General features: G+C 42.6%; 18 protein-coding genes and 1 riboswitch. Of the genes, 6 read left to right on the forward strand and 12 right to left on the reverse strand.

Features of this window, described 5'->3' with window-relative positions; genetic code table 11:
* Nucleotides 1-1,065: an FAD:protein FMN transferase gene (locus IGI66_RS16250; RefSeq protein WP_438849599.1), complete on the reverse strand. Its 1,065-nt coding sequence runs from the start codon at nt 1,063-1,065 to the stop codon at nt 1-3.
* 628 nt (nt 1,066-1,693) lie between these two features.
* On the reverse strand, nt 1,694-2,599 hold the full coding sequence (gene pplA / locus IGI66_RS16255) for an extracellular electron transfer flavoprotein PplA (RefSeq protein ID WP_010778538.1): 906 nt from the start codon (nt 2,597-2,599) through the stop codon (nt 1,694-1,696).
* 256 nt (nt 2,600-2,855) lie between these two features.
* Here pplA and IGI66_RS16260 point away from each other — a divergent pair, with 256 nt between their 5' ends.
* From IGI66_RS16260 to IGI66_RS16275, 4 genes are all read left to right on the forward strand, one after another.
* Nucleotides 2,856-4,787 carry an FAD-dependent oxidoreductase gene (locus IGI66_RS16260; protein ID WP_438849600.1) on the forward strand — a complete coding sequence of 644 codons (1,932 nt, stop codon included), beginning with the start codon at nt 2,856-2,858 and terminating at the stop codon, nt 4,785-4,787.
* A gap of 130 nt (nt 4,788-4,917) precedes the next feature.
* On the forward strand, nt 4,918-5,331 hold the full coding sequence (locus IGI66_RS16265; RefSeq protein ID WP_438849892.1) for a NusG domain II-containing protein: 414 nt from the start codon (nt 4,918-4,920) through the stop codon (nt 5,329-5,331).
* An 11-nt stretch (nt 5,332-5,342) separates the two neighbouring features.
* Complete coding sequence (locus IGI66_RS16270) at nt 5,343-5,909, forward strand: Gx transporter family protein (RefSeq protein ID WP_010778541.1); 567 nt, start codon at nt 5,343-5,345, stop codon at nt 5,907-5,909.
* A complete protein-coding gene (locus IGI66_RS16275) occupies nt 5,906-6,892 on the forward strand; it encodes a polyprenyl synthetase family protein (protein WP_010778542.1) in 987 nt (328 codons plus the stop codon). The genes IGI66_RS16270 and IGI66_RS16275 overlap by 4 nt, the downstream gene beginning before the upstream one ends.
* 49 nt (nt 6,893-6,941) lie before the next feature.
* On the opposite strand, the gene IGI66_RS16280 is transcribed toward IGI66_RS16275, so the two are convergent.
* The 5 genes from IGI66_RS16280 to IGI66_RS16300 form a co-directional block, all read right to left on the reverse strand.
* Nucleotides 6,942-7,295, reverse strand: coding sequence for a DUF1634 domain-containing protein (locus tag IGI66_RS16280; protein ID WP_431378610.1), 354 nt, complete (start codon nt 7,293-7,295; stop codon nt 6,942-6,944).
* Nucleotides 7,295-8,143 carry a sulfite exporter TauE/SafE family protein gene (locus IGI66_RS16285; protein ID WP_438849601.1) on the reverse strand — a complete coding sequence of 283 codons (849 nt, stop codon included), beginning with the start codon at nt 8,141-8,143 and terminating at the stop codon, nt 7,295-7,297. The genes IGI66_RS16280 and IGI66_RS16285 overlap by 1 nt, the downstream gene beginning before the upstream one ends.
* 110 nt (nt 8,144-8,253) lie before the next feature.
* Nucleotides 8,254-9,861 (reverse strand): phosphatase PAP2/LCP family protein, encoded by a 1,608-nt coding sequence (locus IGI66_RS16290; RefSeq protein WP_438849602.1) that lies wholly within the window; start codon nt 9,859-9,861, stop codon nt 8,254-8,256.
* Nucleotides 9,862-9,904: 43 nt separating this feature from the next.
* Nucleotides 9,905-11,044, reverse strand: coding sequence for an FtsW/RodA/SpoVE family cell cycle protein (locus IGI66_RS16295; protein ID WP_438849603.1), 1,140 nt, complete (start codon nt 11,042-11,044; stop codon nt 9,905-9,907).
* Complete coding sequence (locus IGI66_RS16300; RefSeq protein WP_316407060.1) at nt 11,022-12,164, reverse strand: FtsW/RodA/SpoVE family cell cycle protein; 1,143 nt, start codon at nt 12,162-12,164, stop codon at nt 11,022-11,024. The genes IGI66_RS16295 and IGI66_RS16300 overlap by 23 nt, the downstream gene beginning before the upstream one ends.
* Nucleotides 12,165-12,283: 119 nt before the next feature.
* Nucleotides 12,284-12,451: riboswitch (M-box (ykoK) riboswitch) on the reverse strand.
* A gap of 548 nt (nt 12,452-12,999) precedes the next feature.
* On the opposite strand from IGI66_RS16300, the gene IGI66_RS16305 reads away from it, so the two are divergent.
* Nucleotides 13,000-15,285, forward strand: a complete 2,286-nt coding sequence (locus IGI66_RS16305; RefSeq protein ID WP_438849604.1) for a MucBP domain-containing protein — start codon at nt 13,000-13,002, stop codon at nt 15,283-15,285.
* A gap of 161 nt (nt 15,286-15,446) precedes the next feature.
* Here the strand turns inward: IGI66_RS16305 and IGI66_RS16310 are convergent, their stop codons facing one another.
* A complete protein-coding gene (locus IGI66_RS16310; RefSeq protein WP_438849606.1) occupies nt 15,447-16,082 on the reverse strand; it encodes a pentapeptide repeat-containing protein in 636 nt (211 codons plus the stop codon).
* A gap of 147 nt (nt 16,083-16,229) precedes the next feature.
* On the opposite strand from IGI66_RS16310, the gene lepB reads away from it, so the two are divergent.
* Nucleotides 16,230-16,799: a signal peptidase I gene (gene lepB / locus IGI66_RS16315; RefSeq protein ID WP_086304648.1), complete on the forward strand. Its 570-nt coding sequence runs from the start codon at nt 16,230-16,232 to the stop codon at nt 16,797-16,799.
* Between the two features lie 67 nt (nt 16,800-16,866).
* Here lepB and IGI66_RS16320 read toward each other — a convergent pair whose 3' ends face one another.
* From IGI66_RS16320 to IGI66_RS16335, 4 genes are all read right to left on the reverse strand, one after another.
* On the reverse strand, nt 16,867-18,321 hold the full coding sequence (locus IGI66_RS16320) for a helix-turn-helix domain-containing protein (RefSeq protein ID WP_438849607.1): 1,455 nt from the start codon (nt 18,319-18,321) through the stop codon (nt 16,867-16,869).
* A gap of 195 nt (nt 18,322-18,516) precedes the next feature.
* Nucleotides 18,517-19,224, reverse strand: a complete 708-nt coding sequence (locus IGI66_RS16325) for a putative ABC transporter permease (protein ID WP_438849608.1) — start codon at nt 19,222-19,224, stop codon at nt 18,517-18,519.
* A gap of 215 nt (nt 19,225-19,439) precedes the next feature.
* Entirely contained in the window at nt 19,440-20,879 is a 1,440-nt protein-coding gene (locus IGI66_RS16330) for a helix-turn-helix domain-containing protein (protein ID WP_438849609.1), read from the reverse strand.
* Nucleotides 20,873-21,436 (reverse strand): bacterial Ig-like domain-containing protein, encoded by a 564-nt coding sequence (locus IGI66_RS16335; RefSeq protein WP_438849610.1) that lies wholly within the window; start codon nt 21,434-21,436, stop codon nt 20,873-20,875. Before IGI66_RS16335 ends, IGI66_RS16330 begins: the two co-directional genes overlap by 7 nt.
* Nucleotides 21,437-21,479: the final 43 nt, after the last annotated feature.

The following is a 21,479-nucleotide window of genomic DNA, read 5'->3' on the forward strand; positions in this document are numbered from 1 at the left end:
TTATTTCATATCCTTCTCGTCGCCCATCGTATAGCCTGCCTCTTTGTTCAGCTCGAAAACATCCTTCAGGCCAGAGGTCACATAGACTTTGTCATCGCGTGTAACGAAAATAGCTTCCGTATCCTTTATATCCTCCACGTATTTCATCCCATCTTTCACGCCCATTGAAAAGACTGCCGTAGACAGACCGTCCCCGTCAATGGATTTTTTCGACACGATCGTTACGCCTGCAAGATCGTTATCAAAAGGATACCCTGTCTTCGGATTGAACAGATGATGGTACGTCTTTCCATCTACTTCCAGATAGCGTTCGTAAATTCCAGAAGTGACTAGTGACATATTGGTCTCAGGAACACTTCCTAAAACGACATTTCGTGCCTGGTTCGGGTCTTGAATCCCCACAGTCCAATCTTCTTTTTGATTTCCACGAGGACTGTTCCCCATTACATAGACATTTCCTCCAAGGTCAATGATCGCTGTAGTCACACCATTTTCCTTCATGACTTTCACGACTTCATCTGTAATATAGCCTTTGGCGATGGCACCTAGGTCCAATTTCATGCCCTTTTCTTTTAAAAAGACGGTCTGTTCATCGTCGTTGAATACCACATCGTGATAATTGACTAGCTTCAAGGCCTGATCGATCTCACTTTGATCCGGCTTGCGCGCATCAGGGAAGCCAATTCGCCATAGCGAAGTGATCGAGCCGATCGCCATGTCAAAGCCGCCCTTTGAATCTTCACTGTATTTGTAGGCTTCTTTCAGCAAATAATACATGTCATCGGTAACTTTAACTGGCTTTACGCCCGCCTCTTGATTGATCTCGTCAATCTCGGAACCCTTCTGATTGACCGTGATTTTATCCGCCAATTCCTTTACCCGCTTAAAAGCAGGCTTCAAGACCTCTTTTTTCCCATCATCATAGATGCGCATTTGGACATATGTACCCATTAAAAACTGTTTATCTTCATAAGGTTTTTGATTGATCTTCGGTTTGCTGCCTCCACAGGCCGCTAGAAAAATCGTTAATAGACCAAAAACCAAAATTAATGCTCGTTTTTTCACTTCCATACTTCCTTTACTAAAGCTAAATTTTTTTCACCTTATCATAGCCTTTTTGAACCTATTTTCAAAGTACTTTAAGAAACTTTTTGTCAGGAATAGGAATCCTGTTTCTTCTATAGTAATAAACATTTGATAGTTATTGATTGCCAACTAAGAAAAGACTGACAGTCATCTCAACTTCTAGGAAATAAATTTTTGACAAAATTTATCTGCAAGTTCGCTGACATATCATCCAACTAAACTTCATTGTTGCTTTACTTGATAATCATTTCATACTGATTGCACTATTCTAGATACTGCGAAAAGTTGGACTGACAGCTCTCTCCGTTTTTATGGATTCATTTTTCTAAAATCTTGAAAAATGAGTCTTTTTTTCGTTGCGCCTATCATTTTACTAACCTGCTAAAGCAGGAAGTAAAACTGACAGTCATCTCCGCTTCTAGGAAATAAATTTTTGACAAAATTTATCTGCAGGTTCGCTGACATATCATCCAACTAAACTTCATTATTGTTTTACTTGATAATCATTTTATACTGATTGCACTATTCTAGATACTGCGAAAAGTTGGACTGACAAAAAGAGCTGGGGAAACCCCAGCTCTTCTAAGATTCCCTATTGATAAAGGAATTATTTTTTCATTACGATGTTGTCTACTTGGATTGTTTCTGTGTTGCCTTTTTCTGCAGCGTTTACTAATTGTGCTGCATATGTTTGGAAAGCGTGTGAAGAATGAGTAGCACCAGTGACAACTTCTACATCTGCTGGAGCGCCTTTTTCTACTAAGCCTTTGTTCAAGTCTTCGATGTATTCTTTTGGTCCTACACCGCTTTTAGCTTTCATGTTCTTTTCGTAGTCAGCGTCATCTTTTTTAGATTTGCCGTCTTTGTCCACGTTATCGTAGTTTGATTCAGTGATTTTTCCACCAGCAACAGTAATACTGAAGTCTGTACGGTAGCCGTTAGAATAGTTCTTTTCTTCTAATTTGTACGTGCCGTCTTTCAAGTCCGCACCGTTGTCGATTTCAATCGTATCTGTTTTACCAGCTTGAGCAGCTTGTACTAATTGTTGAGAGTAGTTTTTGAAGCTTTCGCTTGAATGAGTCGCGCCTGTCACTACTTCAACCGCATCTGGATTTTGCGTTTGTTCTAAAGATTTATTCAATTCTGGAATGTATTCTTTAGGACCAGTTTTTGTTTTTTCTTTCATTTTCTTTTCGTAGTCGGCATCTTTTTGTTTTGATTTGCCGTCTTCGTTCAGATAATCATAATTTGATTTTGTGATTTTGCCATCTTTAACTGTCATATCGAAGACAACGCGATAGCCATTTGCATAATTTTTTTCTTCAAGCTTGTATGTTCCGTCTTTTAAATCGCCGCCTGCTTCTTTTTCTGCTGGTTTTGCAGCTTCTGAAGAACTTGCAGTTGAACTTGAGCTTGACGCAGCGTCTTTATCATTGTTTCCGCCGCAAGCAGCTAAAGCTAGTGTAGAAAATGCAACGACAGCAAACCCTGATACTATTTTTTTCATTTTCATGAGTAACTCCACCTTTTTTCTTTTTTTGTGATTCATTAAACAAGAATCATTCTAAATCACTTCTCAAGTTTTGTACATAGTTTTTTTACATATAACCTTAGTTTTTAATTTAATTATTAGAATACCACCATTATCAAATGAGAATAATTACCGTAGACAAAGAAATAAAGTAAATGTATAATATATTCGATTGTTCATTTATTATCAATACATATTCATTGTGCAGTCATTATCATTTAAAAGGAGCGGATTATCAATGGCGAAAGAGAAAATTGTCGTTGTGGGTGCAGGGTATGCAGGTGTTGCAGCAACGAAATTTATGGCCAAGAAGTTAAAAAAAGATGATGTTGAGATCACCTTGATCGACCGTCACTCTTACCATACAATGATGACCGAATTACACGAAGTAGCGGGCGGACGGGTAGAACCGGAGGCTGTGCAATACGACCTACAACGTTTATTTGCTCGTCAGAAGAATGTTTCATTAGTGACAGATACAGTTACTGGGATCGACAAAGACAAAAAGATCGTTAAAACGAAGTTAGGAAAATACCCATTTGATCAACTGATCATCGGTATGGGTGGTGAACCAAATGACTTTGGTACTCCTGGCGTGAAGGAACACGGATTTACGTTGTGGTCCATGGAAGATGCGATCAAGATCAGAAAACACATCGAAGATACCGTGGCAAAAGCAGCCGCAGAACCAGATGAAGCAAAACGTCGCGCGATGTTGACCTTTGTCGTTTGTGGATCAGGGTTCACAGGAATCGAAATGATCGGCGAATTGATGGAATGGAAAGCGGTTTTAGCGAATCAGCACAAATTGCGTCCTGAAGAATTCACATTGATGGTCGTAGAAGCCCTTCCTACTATCTTGAATATGCTGGATCGGAAAGATGCTGAAAAAGCAGAACGCTTCATGATGAAAAAAGGCATCCAATTGAAAAAAGGCGCCCCTATCACTGAAGTAACCGCAGATCACATCATTTTGAAGGATGGTTCACAAATTCCTACAAACACTTTGATCTGGACTGCCGGAGTCAAAGGAACTTCTGACGCGGCGGACTTTGGACTTGAAGCTGCGCGCGGGCAACGGTTATTCGCCAACGAGTACATGCAAGCAAAAGGCTACGAAGAGAAAGACATTTATATTATCGGTGACTTGGTTCATTACGAAGAGAACAGCGATGGCCGCCCTACTCCGCAGATCGTTCAAGCAGCGGAACAAACAGGACACACGGCAGCAGCGAATATTGTCGCGAAGATCAAGAACACACCAAAACACGAATTCAAAAGCAATTATCAAGGATTTATGGTTTCGATCGGTTCTAAATGGGGCGTCGCGAACTTGATGGACAAGTTCCACCTGTCTGGTTTTCTGGCGATCGTCGTAAAACATCTAGTGAACCTGTTGTACTTCTTCACGATTCGTTCTGGGTACTACATGTTCCAATACATGATGCATGAATTCTTCCATATTAAGAATGATCGTAATGTTACGCGTGGACATTCTTCCCGTTACGGCAATGTTTTATGGAGCGTACCGCTGCGTGTCTTCTATGGCTCAATGTGGTTGATCGAATCTTCGAAGAAAATTGTTGGAGACGGTCAGTATTTAAATCCTACTTCTTGGTTTGGAGACGGCTCATGGTTTACAGATAAAGTGGTCTTTCCTTTCCCTTGGTTGCAAGAACAAGTGACTACTGGCGCTTCTGCGGCAGGTGCTCATGCGGCCGAAGCAACGACTGCGGCAACAGATGCCGCTGCGACAGCAACACATTTTGGCTTCAGCTATGCTTTTGGTGAAAATCCAATGCCGGTCTTTGAAAAAATGCCCCACTGGTTCGCAAACATCATGGAAGTTATGATGCCAAATAGAGACGTTGCATTGTTCATGCAGAAATTCATGACCTTTGTGGAAATCGGTATCGCTTTAGCCTTGATCTTCGGATTGTTCACTTGGTTGGCAAGTGCTGCGACGATCGGTTTGACTGTTGTCTTCTGTCTGTCAGGCATGTTCTACTGGGTCAACATCTGGTTTATCTTCGTTGCCTTTGCTTTGATGAACGGCTCTGGTCGTGCTTTAGGACTTGACCGTTGGGTGATTCCTTGGATTCAACGTAAAACAGGCAAATGGTGGTATGGTACGCCACGATCCATTTATGGAAAAAACGATTCAAATTAATTGGATGAATAATGAAGGAAAGTTCTAAAGGGCTTGTTTTTCTCTTTAGAACTTTCTTTATGTTATGATAAGAAAAGATTTATACCCGAATCAACCTACAAATCAAGAGAACAAGTAAGAGGTGTTTATGTTGAAGCTGAAGGATCTTGCAAAAAATAGTTTGCTGCGCCCTTGGGATGGCCTCATTATTCTTCTTCTTGTGCTGCTCTCCTTTGCACCTGTCGTGGTCTTTAGTCTGAATCGCGCCTCTAGTTCGACACAAGAAGCGGTCCTTTCAGTCGATGGAGAAAAAATCAAAACCTTCGATCTATCTGATAAATCCCAAACCTACACGTATCGTTACGAAGAAAAAGATGGAGATTATAACCTGATCGAAGTCAAAGATGGTCGGATTCGAATCAAAGAAGCCGACTGCGGAGATCAAATCTGTGTTCGACGTGGATGGATCGACCAATCTGGCGAGACTATCGTGTGCTTGCCTCATAAATTGTTGATTGAAATCAAATCCTCAGACGGAGGGGAACCTGGCAGCGTCATTTATTAGCTGTCTTCATTATGAATAAAACACAAAAGTTGATCTATATAGCCCTACTCGTCGCCCAAGGTGTTATTTTGGGCTTGATCGAGAATATGTTCCCGTCCCCTTTCGCATTTGCGCCAGGAGCAAAGCTGGGACTTGCCAATTTAATAACAATCGTTGCTATTTTTACGATGCCAAAACGCGACAGCTTTCGCCTGATTTGGATGCGTCTGATCTTAACGACCCTCTTAGGCGGAACCGTGTCAACGTTTTTATATAGTATGAGCGGCTCTTTGCTGAGTTATTTCGGCATGCTTCTCGTCAAAAGTCTTGGCCCTAAGCGTGTCAGCATCATTGGTATCAGTGCTGCCGGCGGTTTTCTTCATAACGTGGGTCAGCTTTTAGTTGCTAGCTGGATCGCTCAATCCTGGACGGTCATGCTGTACTTGCCTGTCATGTCCTTCATGGGTATCCTTGCCGGGATCGTTATCGGGATCGCTGGAAACTACCTATTGAAGCATGTACGAGCGCTGCAAAAATTCCAATTAGATTATGAGCAGACCAAGAAATCGAATAAAGGCTCAGGAGGCCAGCCAAAATGAAACTTCATCCTATGTGGCAAGATTATCCTGATCTTGCGAAGCAATTGACGACGACACTGCACTTAATGGAAGACGTCGTGAAATTAAAAAATAAAAAAGTGGAATCTGCTGTACTGGATATGATCCATGCTGGCGGCAAGCTTCTGCGCCCGGCATATCAGCTTCTATTCGCTCAATTCGGTCCCGAGCAGGACGAAAAAAAAGCCACGGCCCTCGCCGCGTCGATCGAAATGCTGCACACAGCGACATTGATCCATGACGATATCGTCGATGATTCTGAATTACGCCGTGGATTGCCGACGATTCGTTCGACCTTTGGAAATGACACGGCCGTATACGCTGGCGATTATCTATTTATTTGCTGTTTCAAATTATTATCGGACTATTCAACGTCACTGAGAAGCTTGCAGCTAAATTCCCGCAGTATGGAAAAAATCCTCGATGGCGAATTGGGACAAATGGATGATCGTTACAAATTAGATCAAACAGTAGAAGAATACTTAGAAAATATTTCTGGTAAAACCGCTGAGCTCTTTGCTTTGAGCTGTTCTGTCGGTGCTTTTGAGAGCGGGAATAGTGAACGCTTCGCCAAAAAAGCTGGAATGATCGGACAAAACATCGGCATCGCTTTTCAAATCATGGACGATCTCCTCGATTACGATGCGGCTAGCGATACATTAGGCAAGCCCGTTTTGGAGGATGTCCGTCAAGGCGTCTATTCCCTGCCTTTGATTTATGCCATAAATCAGGACAACGAAGAATTGCAACACCTGTTGGAAAAGAAAAATCAACTGACGGCAGAGGATGCTTTGGCTGTCCAACGTCTGGTTCATCAATTAGGCGGCACGACCTATGCGCAGCAATTGGCCTCTGATTATACGGATCAAGCCTTAAAGGACATTCGCAAATTGCCGGATAATTATTTCAATACGAAGGAAACCTTAGAGCGTTTGACACGTCAAATTTTATTGCGTACTAATTAAAAGCCTCCAAAAGTTAGATTGTCTGTCTAACTTTTGAAGGCTTTTTTCATTATTCGACTAAGCCGAAGCTCATACCGATGATCAAAATAATCAAGACGAGGATCGTGATCGCCACATACAAATAGTCCTTCTCTTTTGCAAAGGCAAAAATCGAAACTACCACTCGCAAGACAGGCGTTAAGATCAGACAAAAGAGTCCGAACATCACAAAGGCTTCCCCGTTGAACTGGACCATCCCCTTGAAAATCGTTTCTAATGTAGTCGGTGTTTGGTGGGCGGCCGTTGGGTTTAAAAACAATAATGCCAATCCAACTAGAATGATCACCGCTGAAACAATGACACCGATCCGTAAAATGTACCCGATGGAACGCTCGATTTTCAGCATTTCTTCTTTATTGTCCATTACATGATCACCCCAAATCCACGAAGAACCATTTGAAGTCCCATAAAGAGCAGTATTGGAATAAAGATCATACGAATCACGATCGGCTTCAAGCGTGTCATGATGCGGGAACCGATCGTCGCTCCAGCTAACACCCCTAACGCTACCGGTGCCGCGATCTCCGGCAAGATCGTCCCATTAAAAAAGTAGACCATCGCAGAAGCCGCTGCTGTGACGCCCATCATTAAGTTACTCGTGGCGCTTGAGGGTTTCATCGGCATTTTCATGATGGTATCCATCGCTGTTACTTTGAAGACCCCGCTGCCGATCCCCAATAATCCCGAAGCAAGTCCTGCCCCCAGCATCATGGCGAAGCCTCCCGGTACCTTTTCTACTTGATAATCAATTTTTTTATTTAAGACTTTATCGTAATAAGACCCGTTCAATTTTAATTTTTCCGCTAAAGGATCATTGGCGACTTGAAGAGCCTCTTCTCCTGATTTACTGCGAATCTTTTGGAGCATATTGAGGACCGAAAATAACAAAAAGCTGCCAAACAAAACAAATAGAAAGCCTGTCGGCGCAACGCCTGAAAGCAGCGCCCCAACGATTGCTCCGATGGTTGTCGCGATCTCCAAAAACATGGCTACTCGCAAATTCAGCATGTCGTCCTTCAAATAAGCGATCGTTGCACCTGAACTGGTGGCGATCACACAGACGATGCTGGTCGCGATCGCATATTTGATGTCCAATCTCATGATCAACGTCAAATACGGGGTCAAAATAATGCCGCCGCCGATCCCTAAGATCGAGCCCAATACGCCGGCCAGTATACCGACTACAAGTAAAATTCCAATCTGACTAAGCATAACTTCCCGCCTTTCTGCTGCTATTATAGCGCAACATTTCTTTTGCGGCAGAACGTGTAGCGGATACATCAGACAATCAAATAAATTACTTTAGCAAAACCAATCATTTTTTAGTTTGTCCCGTTTGTCGAAGGGGACACATCTAATTGCGTGTGCAGAATTTTTTTCACGCGATCCACTTCTTCTTGCGGAATGCTTTGATACGAGATGCCCTCTTCTCCTGTAAATCCATCCCCTGTGAACCCTTCCCCTTGAACCTGCTGACTGTCAATTTTGGTTAAGCAGGAATGATAATTCGTAAGGATCTTTTGCATTTGGTTGAAGGTCAAATCTGTTTTTCCGTTTTCACCGATCCCATCAAAGATTTTTTGATAGTTGAAGAGGCTTTTCGTGGAGAGCATTTTTTGGATCAGCAACTCGATGACCTCCCGCTGTCTACCCTGACGACCATAATCTCCGGTGGGGTCTTCATACCGCATCCGTGAATATTGAAGGGCTTCCCAGCCATTCAAATGCTGTTTTCCCTTTGGATAATCGATGCCCTCTGCGGAAAAGGCAAATTTGTTGTTTACATCCACGCCGCCAACTGCATCGACCAGCGTCTGCATGCCATCCATATCCACCGACACATAGTGATGGATCGGGATGTCTAAAAATTTCTCCACCGTGTCCATGATCATTTCTGGTCCGCCGATAGAATGCGCATGATTGATCTTATCTTCATAATCGGCACCCACGATCTCTACGTAGGCATCCCGAGGAATACTCACCAGCGTGGTTTCTTTTGTTTGATTGTTTAACGTAGCGACCATGATCGTGTTCGCTCGAAAGTCGGTTTTTCTTTTTGAGTCGTTGGCGATTCCTAGAATCAAAATACTCATCGGCTCCGAAGCTTCGGGTGTTTTCACCTTGCCTGTACGCGCAGTTGGTGAATACATGGAGTCCGCCATTTTTTGCGAACTGTGATACATCTTCATCGCAAAAACACTGACTCCTGAAACAAGAAGAACCAAAAGCGCGACACCGCTCAAGACGACTTTTTGCCAGGTCCCTCTTCTAACGCGTCCGCTGCGTGTCCGACGAACATCGGCAGTAATAATCTCAGGTTTACTTTGTAGATAAGGGTAAAGGATACCCGCCGTTCCAAAAGTAAGGCCCGCTCCCAGCAGAAGTCCAGCAAGTACGTCGCTGAAATAATGGACGCCTAGATAGATCCGTCCGCCTGCGATCGTGATCCCTAAGAAAATAAACCCTAATTTAATGAATCGCGGCAGCTTCTTTTCGTCAAATAAATACAACAGCGCGATGGTACTGATAAACGTCATGATCAATAACGAGTGACCACTTGGAAAGCTGTAGGAAGATCGTGAGATGTATTGCAGCTGTTCTGGTCGTGAACGCTGGATCAGATGCTTTAGCACGTAACCTACACCACTAACGAAAATCAGATTGGCCAGAGACCAGATCGCCAGTCTTTTCTCGTTTTTTCGCCAAAAAAGAAACGCAAATCCGGCAATCAGCAGCAGCATCGGCCCGATCGTCGCAAGCTTAGAGAGCCCTCCGACACCTGCTGTTAAAAAAGAAATATTTGGTACTCGATGATTTATGAAAAAGTGATCTGCTTGTTTCAACCACTGTGCGCCGCTTGCGACTGACAAAGTCAGCAGGCTAACGAAGGCGAGCGCAGCTCCGCTAAATAGTAACATTTTCTTTCGCATAGTTTTCCTCGATTCTTTGTTCGATCCTCGCTTGATCGAATACTTATTTTTCTTTGAAGCCCATCATGATTCCTAGGCCTAGGCCTAATACGATCAAGGATGTTCCTCCCTGACTCAAGATCGGCAACGGGATTCCTGTTAACGGCAAAATGCCGATCGCCGCACCGATATTTTCAAAAATTTGAAACAGCAAACCGAAGACAAACGCGACGGCAATGTAAAGATTGGCCTTGTTGTTTGTTTTGATCGCGGCGGAAAGGATCTGGTAAAACAAATAGAAATACAAAAAGATGACCAGCGTTCCGCCGAAGAAGCCAAAACCTTCACCAACAACCGTAAAGATCATGTCCGATTCGCGCACGGGAACGTAAACCGACGCTTGCTCAGCGCCTCGTCCGAACAAGCCGCCGGAGCCGATCGCATACAGACTCTGGACCTGCTGATACGCGATCGAGTCACGGTATTGAAAAGGATCGACCCAGGCACGTACACGATCCAATTGATAGGTTTTAAAATGCATAAAATAAAGCAGCTTGTTTCCCCACTCGCTAAATACCAACACCAGCAAGCCGCCGCCTAGCGCCGCACCGATTCCAGTAATCGTCGTCAGTATCTTCCAATGAACACCAGAAATCACAAACAACGCACCTAGAATGGCGATAAACACCAGACTCGTTCCAAAATCTCGCTGCATAAACATCAGTAAGAATGTGGGCAAGCTGAATAGCAGAACTTTTCCGAGATGCCTCAGATCTGTTTTTAATGTCCGATGCTTGCGATTCATCTCATCCACGATCGTCAAACGAACCATCAGCAAAATAAAACTCAGCTTCATCAGCTCCGAGGGCTGAAATGAAAAGCCGCCGAATCGCAGCCAGCGTTTGGTTCCCGTCACAGCGTACATCGCGGGATCATAAAACCAATACAGCAGCGCCATTACGCCAAGGGAAAGGACATAAAAAACAGGTGCATACTTCAATAGAAAGGAGGTGCTTATTTTACTGACTATTCCCATCGCCGCAAGCGAGATCAGGCAAAAAACAATCTGCTTGGTCACAACATTTTTCACATCTGCGCCATCTAGATCAGCCGCCAGCGATTGCACACCGACACTGATCAAATAGAACAAGAAAATCGGCAATAGCAGCGAATAATTACAGTCATTGCTTAATCGTTTGATCATTGACTCGAACCTCCGAAGAAAATTTTAGACAGACCCCCAAGGCCGCCGATAAAATCAAATAACTTGTTCCCCCGTAGCTGATAAACGGCAGCGGGACACCCGTCATAGGGATCAGCCCTAAGATACTGGCGATGTTGATGCTGGTTTGCAGCAAAATCAACGCGCCGACCCCGAAGTAGATCAGACTGACTTGCTGGCTGACCTCTTTTGATGCCAATACGAACAACCTCAAAGCGATCAAAAAGAGCATCGCGAGTACGAGAAGGCCGACGATCATTCCCAATTCTTCTACTAAGATCGAATACACGAAATCTGTCTCTGCAACGGGCAGATAGCCTTTTTTCGTGATACTATTTCCCAGCCCTCGTCCGAAAAATCCACCGTTGTAGAGGGCATAATAGGAGTTGCTCATCTGAAATCCTTTTCCGTAAGGGTCTAAAAAGGGATCTCTCACCAATCGGATACGGTCATAGGTGTGGGCGAACAATTCCGGCAATAACTGGTGACTCCCTAGGAAGAGAATTATGCCGCCGATCAACACGATCCCGGCGAAAATCGTTGCAAAGACCATGACGGACAATTGATACGGCAGCTCCGCAGTGGTGATGATCACCAATGCAACACCCCAGATAATGATCGCTCCGGTAACCTTCGGCTGAAGCAGGATCAACAACCCGCTGAGCAGTACCAGCCCGCAAGGAACCAGCAGCTCCCGTTGGGTCCGTTTTACTCGGAAATAATAGGCCAAGTAGAGAATCAGCGCGACATTCGTTACCTCTGAAGGCTGAAACTGAATCCCCATCACGGAGACCCAGCGTTGGGCACCGTTGATGTTCACTCCGCTGATTTTCACCAGTATCAAACTGACCAGCCCTGCTGCCAGTAATCCCTTAGCCAACGTCCCCTTTACTAATACATTGCTTTTTACCCGATAAATGAAGGCGATCAGCAACCAGCTCAATCCCATAAAAATGGCTTGCTTGCTAAATAAGGACAGTGGATTCTGACCTTCCGCCATCAGCCGGTAGGAACTTGCGCTAAAAACCATTAAAAGACCGATCAGGCTTACTCCCAAATAGGGTAATAATAACAGCCAATCGATCTTTTTTCTCTTCATCATGTGCATCTCTCCCCTTCGTCAAGTAATTGTTTGAGACGAGAGAGCCCACAGTTAAATAACCTAAAAAAAGAGACACCAAACGTTAGTAGAAAAAAACTAACTAGTTTGGTGTCTCACACAATCAATCTCATCGTCTGAGTTTTAGCACTAAACAACGTAAAGAATTACTCTTAGCTATTTTATGAAAAGCCTTAATCCGACAATTCCTATTTTACACATTGGCGTCTTTCGACGTTTCTGCGCAATAGCCTGTGTTTGTTTAGGAGCCTCACCTAACAAGTTTACTTATATTCACTTTCACAATGAATACTACGTCCTTTATCTTTCGATAGCAAAAGTTTCCCTAGAAAATATCATTTTCTTATCATTTGCTTATAAAATCTTTTAAAAAAAATTTACTAGGCAACCGTGCTATTTTCTGGTATTAGGGAAATTCCCTGTTTTAATCACGAAATGGTCAAAAATAACAAAGAGAAAGACAAAAGTTGAACGTTTTCTTTGTAATTAAATAGTTATTATTAACACGTTATAAATTAATTAAAAAAGAGTTACATTTGTGAAAACTATATTTATTTATGACGTTACACTATTACCTTTATCCTGAACTACTTTTTTATCCCCTATTCAACATACATAGACTTTTTAACGAGTGGCACGAACGTCGTTACTTCAAGACGCAGCTTCAACAAGGATCAAATGCCTATTCAGTCGAAAAAAGCACCGGATATTTCTCCCTGAACGATTCAGATACCCGTGCTTTCATCGATTTTTTAATACAGAGCGGATCACTCACGAAAACGATCACCTAAACATCATATATAAAGGAGTTTTATTTTTGAAAAAGAATCTATATGTTTTAATGGCAAGTATGTTGGTCGCGGGACCAGCGCTAAGTTTCCCTATACAAAGCAATGCCGAAGCAACAGCCGCAACAAGCAGCGACTCTATCCCCACACCTGCTAGTGAACCTGTCTCTTCGACGCAAGCATCACAGGCACTGCCTTCAACGCCGCCAGTGAGCAGCACGACTGCAACCACTCAAGCATCTGTACCAACAACGGCTTCTTCCAGCACAACGGATGCACCAGCCAGCACCACGAGTGATTCTCAGTCTACTTCGACTACAAGCACTACCTCAAGCACTCCTGAGACCCGGTCAGCCGATTTGACTACATGGATGCCGGACCCAGTATTGCAGCAAATCGTCGCAAAAGCGGTCGGAAAAACGGTCGATACGTTGACCAAAGAAGACATGCCGAAGCTGACAACGCTGTATATCCAAAACGCGGATAGCGCGATCGCAACTCTCCGAGGGCTGGAATTAGCAACAAATCTGGACTCTTTTTATATGAACGCAAACAGTCAGATCAGTGATTTTTCATTGCTTGCTGCATTGCCAAAATTAAGCCAAGTATATTTAATGGGTGCCAATGTCAACGATCAGAACGTACCGAATTTTGGAACAGGGATTACCCGTTTGAACCTTTCAGGAAGCAGTGTAACGGACAATGTCTACGATAAAATAACTAAAATTACAGGTCTGTTATCTTTGACCTTTGAGTCTAATATGAACATCACGACGATCAAACCAGCAACTGCCTTACCTCAATTAAATGAGCTTCGAGTACAATTTTGCGGTATCACGGACTTCACGCCCATCAATCAAATGCCTGCCCTGACTCAACTGGCCGCGTTCGGACAGAATACAGGACGTAACGATCCGGCTACAGCGATCAATGCCAAGGAATTAAATTACGATGCTGAAAAGCAAACGGTCTACATTCCTTTTTCAATGATGCCGAACCGAATGACGAACTTTGATGGCTATGTTCCTCCGTTCAGTACATCAAACAGTGCAAGTCAAACCTATCTTGATTTCAATGGGACGCAATTGGCGAGCAGCCGTTTGGCAATAACAGATGAAGGGATAACCGTATCTGGGGTAACACAGGACGAATTCGATAACTTGCAGACCTTTGAATACAACGCGCGGTTGAACAATCCGGCCGGAAGCTATAAACAGCCGGAGCGCTTTACCTTCTACGCGATTTCATCAGGCACCTATTTGCACCAATTCACGATTCAGCATACTGCTGTTTCTCCTGGATTGACGGTCAACTATGTGGATGAAGACGGCGACGAGATCGCTCCTTCTCAAACAGTCGAAGGCAATGTGGGTGATCCCTACGATGTTACGACAGAAACGTACCAACCAGAGATTCCCGGCTATCTTTTAGATCAAGATCAGCTGCCAGCGAATGTCGTCGGCACATTGACCGCGGAAGCTCAGACAGTCACCTATATTTATCAACAAAATAAGGCGGTCCTGAAAACCCATGATTCTAAAATCTACGTTGGCGATCCATGGACAGCGAAGGACAACTTTGATGGCGGGACTGATACGTGGGGAAATCCTATCACATTTGAGGACGTGACTTTCGAAGACAATGTCGATCCTTCCAAAGTCGGTCAGTACGAAGTCAAATATACCTATGACCGTGTACCCAATCGGATGTGGACCGGCGATTATGCTACTGCAACGGCAACTGTGACAGTCGTTGACCGCAACAAAGAAGCTCAACCTGTCACGATCCGCTATGTCGATCCTGATGGAAAAGAGATCCATAAAAAGAAGGAACTTCATGGAACGATCGGTGAAGCCTTCGATGTTTCTGACAAAAAGTACCAACCTGCAATTCCAAACTATACATTGGATAACAAGCAGTTACCGAAAAACGCTAAAGGACTCTTCAGTGACAAAGCGCAGACTGTTACCTACGTGTATCAGCCCGTGACGACACCGACAACCACTACAAGCGACTCGTCTTCAGAGACGACTCCGCCTAGCACCACGACGGACACTGGCACGACAACAGAAACTAGCTCTAGCAGTCAGTCAAGTGGCAAGATTTCTGATTCCAGCAGCAGTACGAGTGGCGGGAATGGGACTCCGGCTGGAACATCCAGCACGCCTCCAAGCAATCGGGGCACGGCAAAACAAACCGATAAAAAGCTGCCGCAAACAAACGAAAAAATAACTCCTGCTTATCTTTTAGCTGGGCTTGCCATTCTCAGCTTTGCTACAGGACTACTCTTCGTTAGTCGAAAAAAAGTCAACTAAAACAAAAGCATCCTAGCCGATTTGGTTAGTATGCTTTTATTTTCCTTCAATGAAGGACGTTCTATAGAAAATGGGGCTCTGTGAAGGCGAACGATTTCTTCTCTGGGTGACTTCCGATTTCTCAAACTACGAAACACTCCCACGAAAGCGTCCTTTTCTCCTTACCCCTCTTGGATCTGCAGGCCTAGACCTGCGGCGATGGTCAAGGCTTGGTAGCTGTTGACCTTCAGCCCCTTCAGTTGTTCCATTGAAAAAGCGATCTTGCTGAATTGGTTGGAGGTCAGATCCAAATCAGACAATTTCGTCCGCATCCAGTTGCTGTTCTCCAGATTATTAGTATCCAAAAATAAGTACTTCCACGTGACTTCAAAAAATTCGCTGTCGGTCATCTGACAATTTTCAAAAGCGACATGCTTAAGATTTGTCCCACTGAATGAACCAAAATTGATCACACAATCTTTGAAGCGACAATCGCGCAAATAGCTTTCTGCAAAGTTGCAGCCGGTCAGTTTGCAGTTTTCAAAAACCACTTGATGAAAGCTGCCGCCGATCCATTCCAGATTTGAAAAATCACAATTTTTAAACAGAACATTTCCCGCCTCGAAACGGGTCAGTTTCCCACGCTGCATCGTAACCTTTTCTAAAATCGACCGTCGAATAACAAGGTTCTCACACGTTAAATAACTATAATCCACCTCGCTGCCATGGACCGCTTCGATGATGGCCTCATCTTCTAAATAAAAATCCGTTGAAAATGTCGCAGGTAAAATCGGGGCTGCCGGATCATGTTTACGCATACGCTCCACCCTCCGTTCCTTCATAATGCTTTTAGTTTCCCACATTCCTCCGCTTTTCTCTAGTCCCATTTGTATATTCTTTAAGAATGAGTGTTAAAAGAGCTTTTTATTTAGAAGAATGATAAAATTTAGCAATGAGGTGACCGTATGAACAATAAAATAAAAGAATGGCTCCCTGTAGTCATTATCATTGTGCTGATTTTTCTAGCCAGAATGTTTGTCTTTTCTCCAGTAAAAGTGGAAGGACATTCGATGGACCCAACGCTTCACGACAGTCAGCGCTTGATCACATCTAAAATATCCACGCTGAAACGCCAAGATATTATTACCACAAAAGAACCGGACAATCAGAATATCTATGTGGTCAAACGAATCATCGGTGTGCCTGGTGACCGTGTTGCGATGAAAAATAACGTCCTGACGATCAACGGCGAAGAAGTGCCTGAGCCTTATCTGGATGACTTTAAAGAAAAATTCAAAAAGGACAAGCTCGCTGAAGAATACTCCTACAGCACAGCCTTCCAAGAACAAGCCGCAAATGCCACCAGCTTTACCAACGATTTTGATGTGACGGTCCCCAACAATCAATATTTTGTTTTAGGGGATAATCGCTTGATTTCTAAAGACAGCCGGATCTTCGGCTTCGTGGACAAATCCTTGATTCAAGGAAAAGTCGTCTTACGCTTTTGGCCGTTAGACGAATTCAAACTATTTTAATCACATAAAAAAACAAGATCGTCGTACGCTCATACGATGATCTTGTTTTTTTATGTGCGCACGCCTGCTAACGGTACAAAATCAACTCGTTGAACAGATGACTCAGTTTTTTTAAATCCTTTTCAGACAGTTGAGAGTGGATGATGAGATGCTTTTGCTTTTCCGATAACACCTGCTTACTTAACGGTGTCGTCGTAAGGATCATATCAGCGGCTTGAAGTTCTTCGATAAATTGAATTTGATACGTCTGATTGAATCGGGAACGAATCAACTGCTTCAGCATCCCTTCATAAAGCACATCAAAATCAGAGGAAAGATGAACCTTGATGAGTGGTCTGCAGCTATCGATCGGGAATGCTTCGAGACAAATCATCAAACAGCTATACCTCAAATACGAAGACTGTTCAGAAATAGGCAGCGTTTCTTTAAGCTCTTTCCAAAAGGCGACAAAGTTTTTCCAATATAACGGATTAACCTTTTTGATCATCGTAAAACTCAAAATATGTTTGGTGATCGACCGCAATTCGCTTTTCGTATTCGGTTCGATAAATACCTTTAGCAACTGATAACGATGGACCAACCGTGTAATGGTCGCAACAGATGACGCTCCCGCAGGACCAAAATAGGTTTCTGAACATTCAAGGAATGTCTCTGGACTCAAATCTTCCGCTTTAATAAAATAACCTAATTTCTCTTCATCAAATATCAAATCAAAGGGATAGATCCCTGTTACGTTCATGATCCCCACTAACGCATACCAATCGTTCTCATTCCAAAAAGGTAAAAAATCAGGCTTCTCTGGAATAGAAAAACTTTGCATCAACGCTTCTTTTTCAGGAGACATACGGAGCTGCTGCTTCTTCGCTATCCCAATAGAAAATAATTTCATCCATAAGGCAATCGAGCGAACATTGAGAGGATCATAGGGCTTTTCTAAATAAGCGACGACCTTTTCAGCTTCTTTTATGTAATGATCATAGTCTAAAAAGAACAAATTATTGCTTATTTCTCGATGCAGGCTCCAGAAAAAAAGATGAGAAAAAGAACGAATCAACAGCTCATCAGAATTAAATTTTATTCTATAGGAACATGTAATATGTACTTGGAAAGTATTGATTTCTTTATTGATAGCTTTTACTTTTCTCTGCACTGTAGAAAAGCTGACATGATGCTTCCCACAAAAATCGTGGGTGGAAAACTCCCGATTCTGAATAACAGTCATTAAAATCAGATACGACAGATCCGTCTCAAAAATCGCCTTGTACAAGCTCTGTAAATTCGTGCTTTGTCGTTCCAATCGGTACGAGCCTCTTTCAGGCGTCTCGATTCTAACAAAATAATCGTCATTTCCATATTCATTGCTGGCAATGTACATTAAATGCTTACACACATCGTTGATCGTAATCACATTACTTCTGCCAAGCTTTTTTTGGATTTTTTCCGCAGAGAGTGCTTCATCTGAATTATCCAAAATATTGATGATATCTCTCGCCAGCATGGTTCTATTGTCTAAACCGAACAACTAAAGGACCTTCTTTCATTCACTCGGATCACTGATTGCTTCTATTCGATCAGTATCCACCCACTTTAATTAATTTTTTCCAATTCGTCTATATTATTTAATTTATTTTATAAAAAAAAGACAAGAAAAACGCTTCCTGTCTTTATTTTTTATACCTCTTTTGTTTTGTTCAGAAATGGCCGGGTCAACGATCGACTATTTTTTAAAGTGCATATTTGGATAGTTTTTAGCCAATCGATTCAAGTTGCGGCGTGTTAAATTCTTCGGACGCTCCTTGATCATTTTCAATACCTGTTCCCTGCTGGTAGAGGAGTGATGGTTGCTTATCAGATGCTTCAGGCGGAATTCCTTCACCGCGGCATTTTCTGGATCAGAGGCATCAATAACAGACGATACTTCCTTTTTTGTCGTTAAGGTGAAGATCAGTGTTGAAGCAACATCTGCCGCAAAGAGACCCGCTAAAATGATAGGACCTAAATGGTTGGTCGCATCAATAAATTCCTGAATCCCATCCTGAATAACGGGATTGATTACCTTCATCAGAATCAGACAGCCGACACCCCAAAATAAAGAAACCGGTACAGCGACCCGCCCTTCAATATTCAGGGGCACTTTTGTGTAATCCCAAAGCTTCATTCCAAAGAATTTCTCTAACATCCAGCTCGTGATGAACTCAATAATCGTGACGATCACAACAATATTAAAGTATAAGTTCAACAGGGTCCCCGCGTTTTCAGGAACTAAAATCAGTACGGAAGCGACGCCGAAGCCATAGACTGGACAATAGGGGCCCAGTAAAAAGCCTCGATACACATAGTGCCTCGCTTTCATTGAACAATAGAAACTTTCCCAGAGCCAGCCAATCACTGAGTAAACTAAGAAAGTCATAAATAAGTGATCCATTCGATTCTTTCCCCCTCTTCTTCTATCTTAAAATAACTATAGCAAAAAAGTTGGAACTATAAAAAGATTTGCCTCTGTCCGTTCAGAGACACTCTAAGAATGACTTCTCGTCAATCCGATTTTTTGAAAGGCTCTTTTTGTCGTTTAGCCATATTTTACATTTGATTGTATAAGATCGATTAGCTGGTCGCCGAATACGTGAACCACTCATTGTCTTAGTCTTTTTCTGACTGACGTGCATACTTTTCGGCAGCGATCGTGATAACCTTTTCGCCAAAGGCTTCCCAGTCTTTCGCTCGAGGAGGAGACAACCAAATAATCGTCTTCGCTATGTCATCTGGAGCGATGACATAATCTGACAGTATTAAATCGGTGTCTGGTCTCAACGACTCCTGAAAGTGGAAGTTATAATAGGAAAACATATCTACATTCGACTTTATGAATGTGTTATAGCTAGTCCCTTGAAGAAAATGAACATAGACATTGATCTGTTCACGGATTTTTTTGTAAGGAATCATTCGAATGACTGAAAGCAATAAGTCAAAAAAGAGCCCTACTTTATTAAATGATGAATCCAGCTCTTGTCCGAATTGTTTTTTTATAAAATCCAAACACCCATAAAAGAATTCTGGAAAATTTTCTTTAAAATACGTTAAATCAATATCTCTTATTAAAATATCTTTGAACAGATCGATATAGTAATAGTCAAAGAAAACTTCATTGATTGCCTCCATCTCTGACTGATACTCCTCCAAAGAAAAATCGATCCTCTTGTGAAGCTCTGAAAATAGGCGCGCGGAAAATTCTTTGCAGAGTGAATAGTCACGATGGATGCCGTTTTTTTTAAAGTTTATATGTTGGATATTCGCTAAAATACCAAACGCCTCGTGCGTCGCTTTTGACGGACTCACACCCAATGCTTTGATCCAGGATACACACGACTCTCGTAGTTTCTCATTCTTAATGATGAGCGGGATTTGTTCAGAACTATCTAAATACCTGTGACTCGTTTGAAGACGAACACTCGATACCAATACATAATGTTGAAATTGGATGCTCGTCGTATAATCAGAAATTTCTTTTCTTAAATGAGCCTCTAATAAAATAAAATTGGACTGTGCCGCTGTAGAATAAAAGGAGCAATCATTTTTGTACACCTTATAAAACAATGTCGAAAAAAAATCGCGTATCTCTAATTCATTCCCAGAAATTTTCCCTTTACTATCTATAAACAAACCAAATTCCGCTAGTTGCTCCGCTACACGATCGAACAGCCGGTACACACTTGTACGACTCAAATAATTTTCATCTGCATAGGACTTCTTTGATTTGAAGGTCTCAAAAAAAATACTTTTTAGCAATTTCATCTCCTGAGACTCTTCTAAGTATAGCTCCTCGAGAATATTCGAACTGACATAGGTGGCTTGCTCAAAAATCAGCTCCTCCTTCACTATGGAAAGTTCGAAACTGTCATCTACTGTTAATTTTTTCGCATCTTCGGATAATTCCTTTGTCAGCTGTTTCGTTAGATAATGGGTGTACCCTAACGCGGCTTCTATTTCGGCTAACTTGATCGATGTTCCGAATCGACTTTCCAAATAGCGAAACAAGTCAAGTTTATTTTTTTCTCTTTCGCTGATAAGCCTTTCTAACATCTGTCATTTCTCCTTTGTCCAAACAATAGAGTGCCTGATAAATAATACGCCGTTACATCATAGCCGGATGGGGTATTATTCCCGCTCGTTAATTTTTCTGGCTCACTGACGGATTCAAATAATTCTTTATTTAAGACAACAGGGATTCCCCGATGCTTTTCTTGAGTCAAGATCGTTTTCGCTCGCTTTTTTTGGCTCGGAGAATCCTCCACTGTTACGAGCGCAAAAGCAGTCCGATTCTGATAGTCATAACGCACTTCATAGATTCCTGGAATACGTGTGTCCACATTTGAGGTGACTTTTAGATCCGCGGCCTCCAATCGGCGCCCTTCTCTGTCATAAGCATCGATGAAATTGGCTTTTTTTGTCCACTTTCCATTCGTATATACTCGAACGTCACGAAGATCAATTTTAGAAAAGTCTTTTCTTACTGTCACTTTGGCGTTTCCAGACAATGCTTCATCTCCCGAAGCAACCGAAACAGTCGCGTAGCTTTCTAGTGAAAGAAGCAGAAATGACAGTGTAACCAGCGTTTTTATAAATTCATTTCCTTTCATTCTTCGCTCCTATCTTTTTTGGCGGAAAAAGCAGTGTCAAGAA

It is taken from the genome of Enterococcus sp. AZ048 (assembly GCF_051715125.1).
In the GTDB taxonomy this organism is placed as follows: Bacteria; Bacillota; Bacilli; order Lactobacillales; family Enterococcaceae; genus Enterococcus_A; species Enterococcus_A gilvus.

Bases quoted from the DNA above. Each gene is read 5' to 3' on its own strand.
- pplA (WP_010778538.1), bottom strand. From the start codon at position 2,599: ATGAAAATGAAAAAAATAGTATCAGGGTTTGCTGTCGTTGCATTTTCT.
- IGI66_RS16260 (WP_438849600.1), top strand. From the start codon at position 2,856: ATGGCGAAAGAGAAAATTGTCGTTGTGGGTGCAGGGTATGCAGGTGTT.
- IGI66_RS16270 (WP_010778541.1), top strand. From the start codon at position 5,343: ATGAATAAAACACAAAAGTTGATCTATATAGCCCTACTCGTCGCCCAA.
- IGI66_RS16275 (WP_010778542.1), top strand. From the start codon at position 5,906: ATGAAACTTCATCCTATGTGGCAAGATTATCCTGATCTTGCGAAGCAA.
- IGI66_RS16280 (WP_431378610.1), bottom strand. From the start codon at position 7,295: ATGGACAATAAAGAAGAAATGCTGAAAATCGAGCGTTCCATCGGGTAC.
- IGI66_RS16285 (WP_438849601.1), bottom strand. From the start codon at position 8,143: ATGCTTAGTCAGATTGGAATTTTACTTGTAGTCGGTATACTGGCCGGC.
- IGI66_RS16290 (WP_438849602.1), bottom strand. From the start codon at position 9,861: ATGCGAAAGAAAATGTTACTATTTAGCGGAGCTGCGCTCGCCTTCGTT.
- IGI66_RS16295 (WP_438849603.1), bottom strand. From the start codon at position 11,044: ATGATCAAACGATTAAGCAATGACTGTAATTATTCGCTGCTATTGCCG.
- IGI66_RS16300 (WP_316407060.1), bottom strand. From the start codon at position 12,164: ATGATGAAGAGAAAAAAGATCGATTGGCTGTTATTATTACCCTATTTG.
- IGI66_RS16310 (WP_438849606.1), bottom strand. From the start codon at position 16,082: ATGCGTAAACATGATCCGGCAGCCCCGATTTTACCTGCGACATTTTCA.
- lepB (WP_086304648.1), top strand. From the start codon at position 16,230: ATGAACAATAAAATAAAAGAATGGCTCCCTGTAGTCATTATCATTGTG.
- IGI66_RS16325 (WP_438849608.1), bottom strand. From the start codon at position 19,224: ATGGATCACTTATTTATGACTTTCTTAGTTTACTCAGTGATTGGCTGG.
- IGI66_RS16330 (WP_438849609.1), bottom strand. From the start codon at position 20,879: ATGTTAGAAAGGCTTATCAGCGAAAGAGAAAAAAATAAACTTGACTTG.
- IGI66_RS16335 (WP_438849610.1), bottom strand. From the start codon at position 21,436: ATGAAAGGAAATGAATTTATAAAAACGCTGGTTACACTGTCATTTCTG.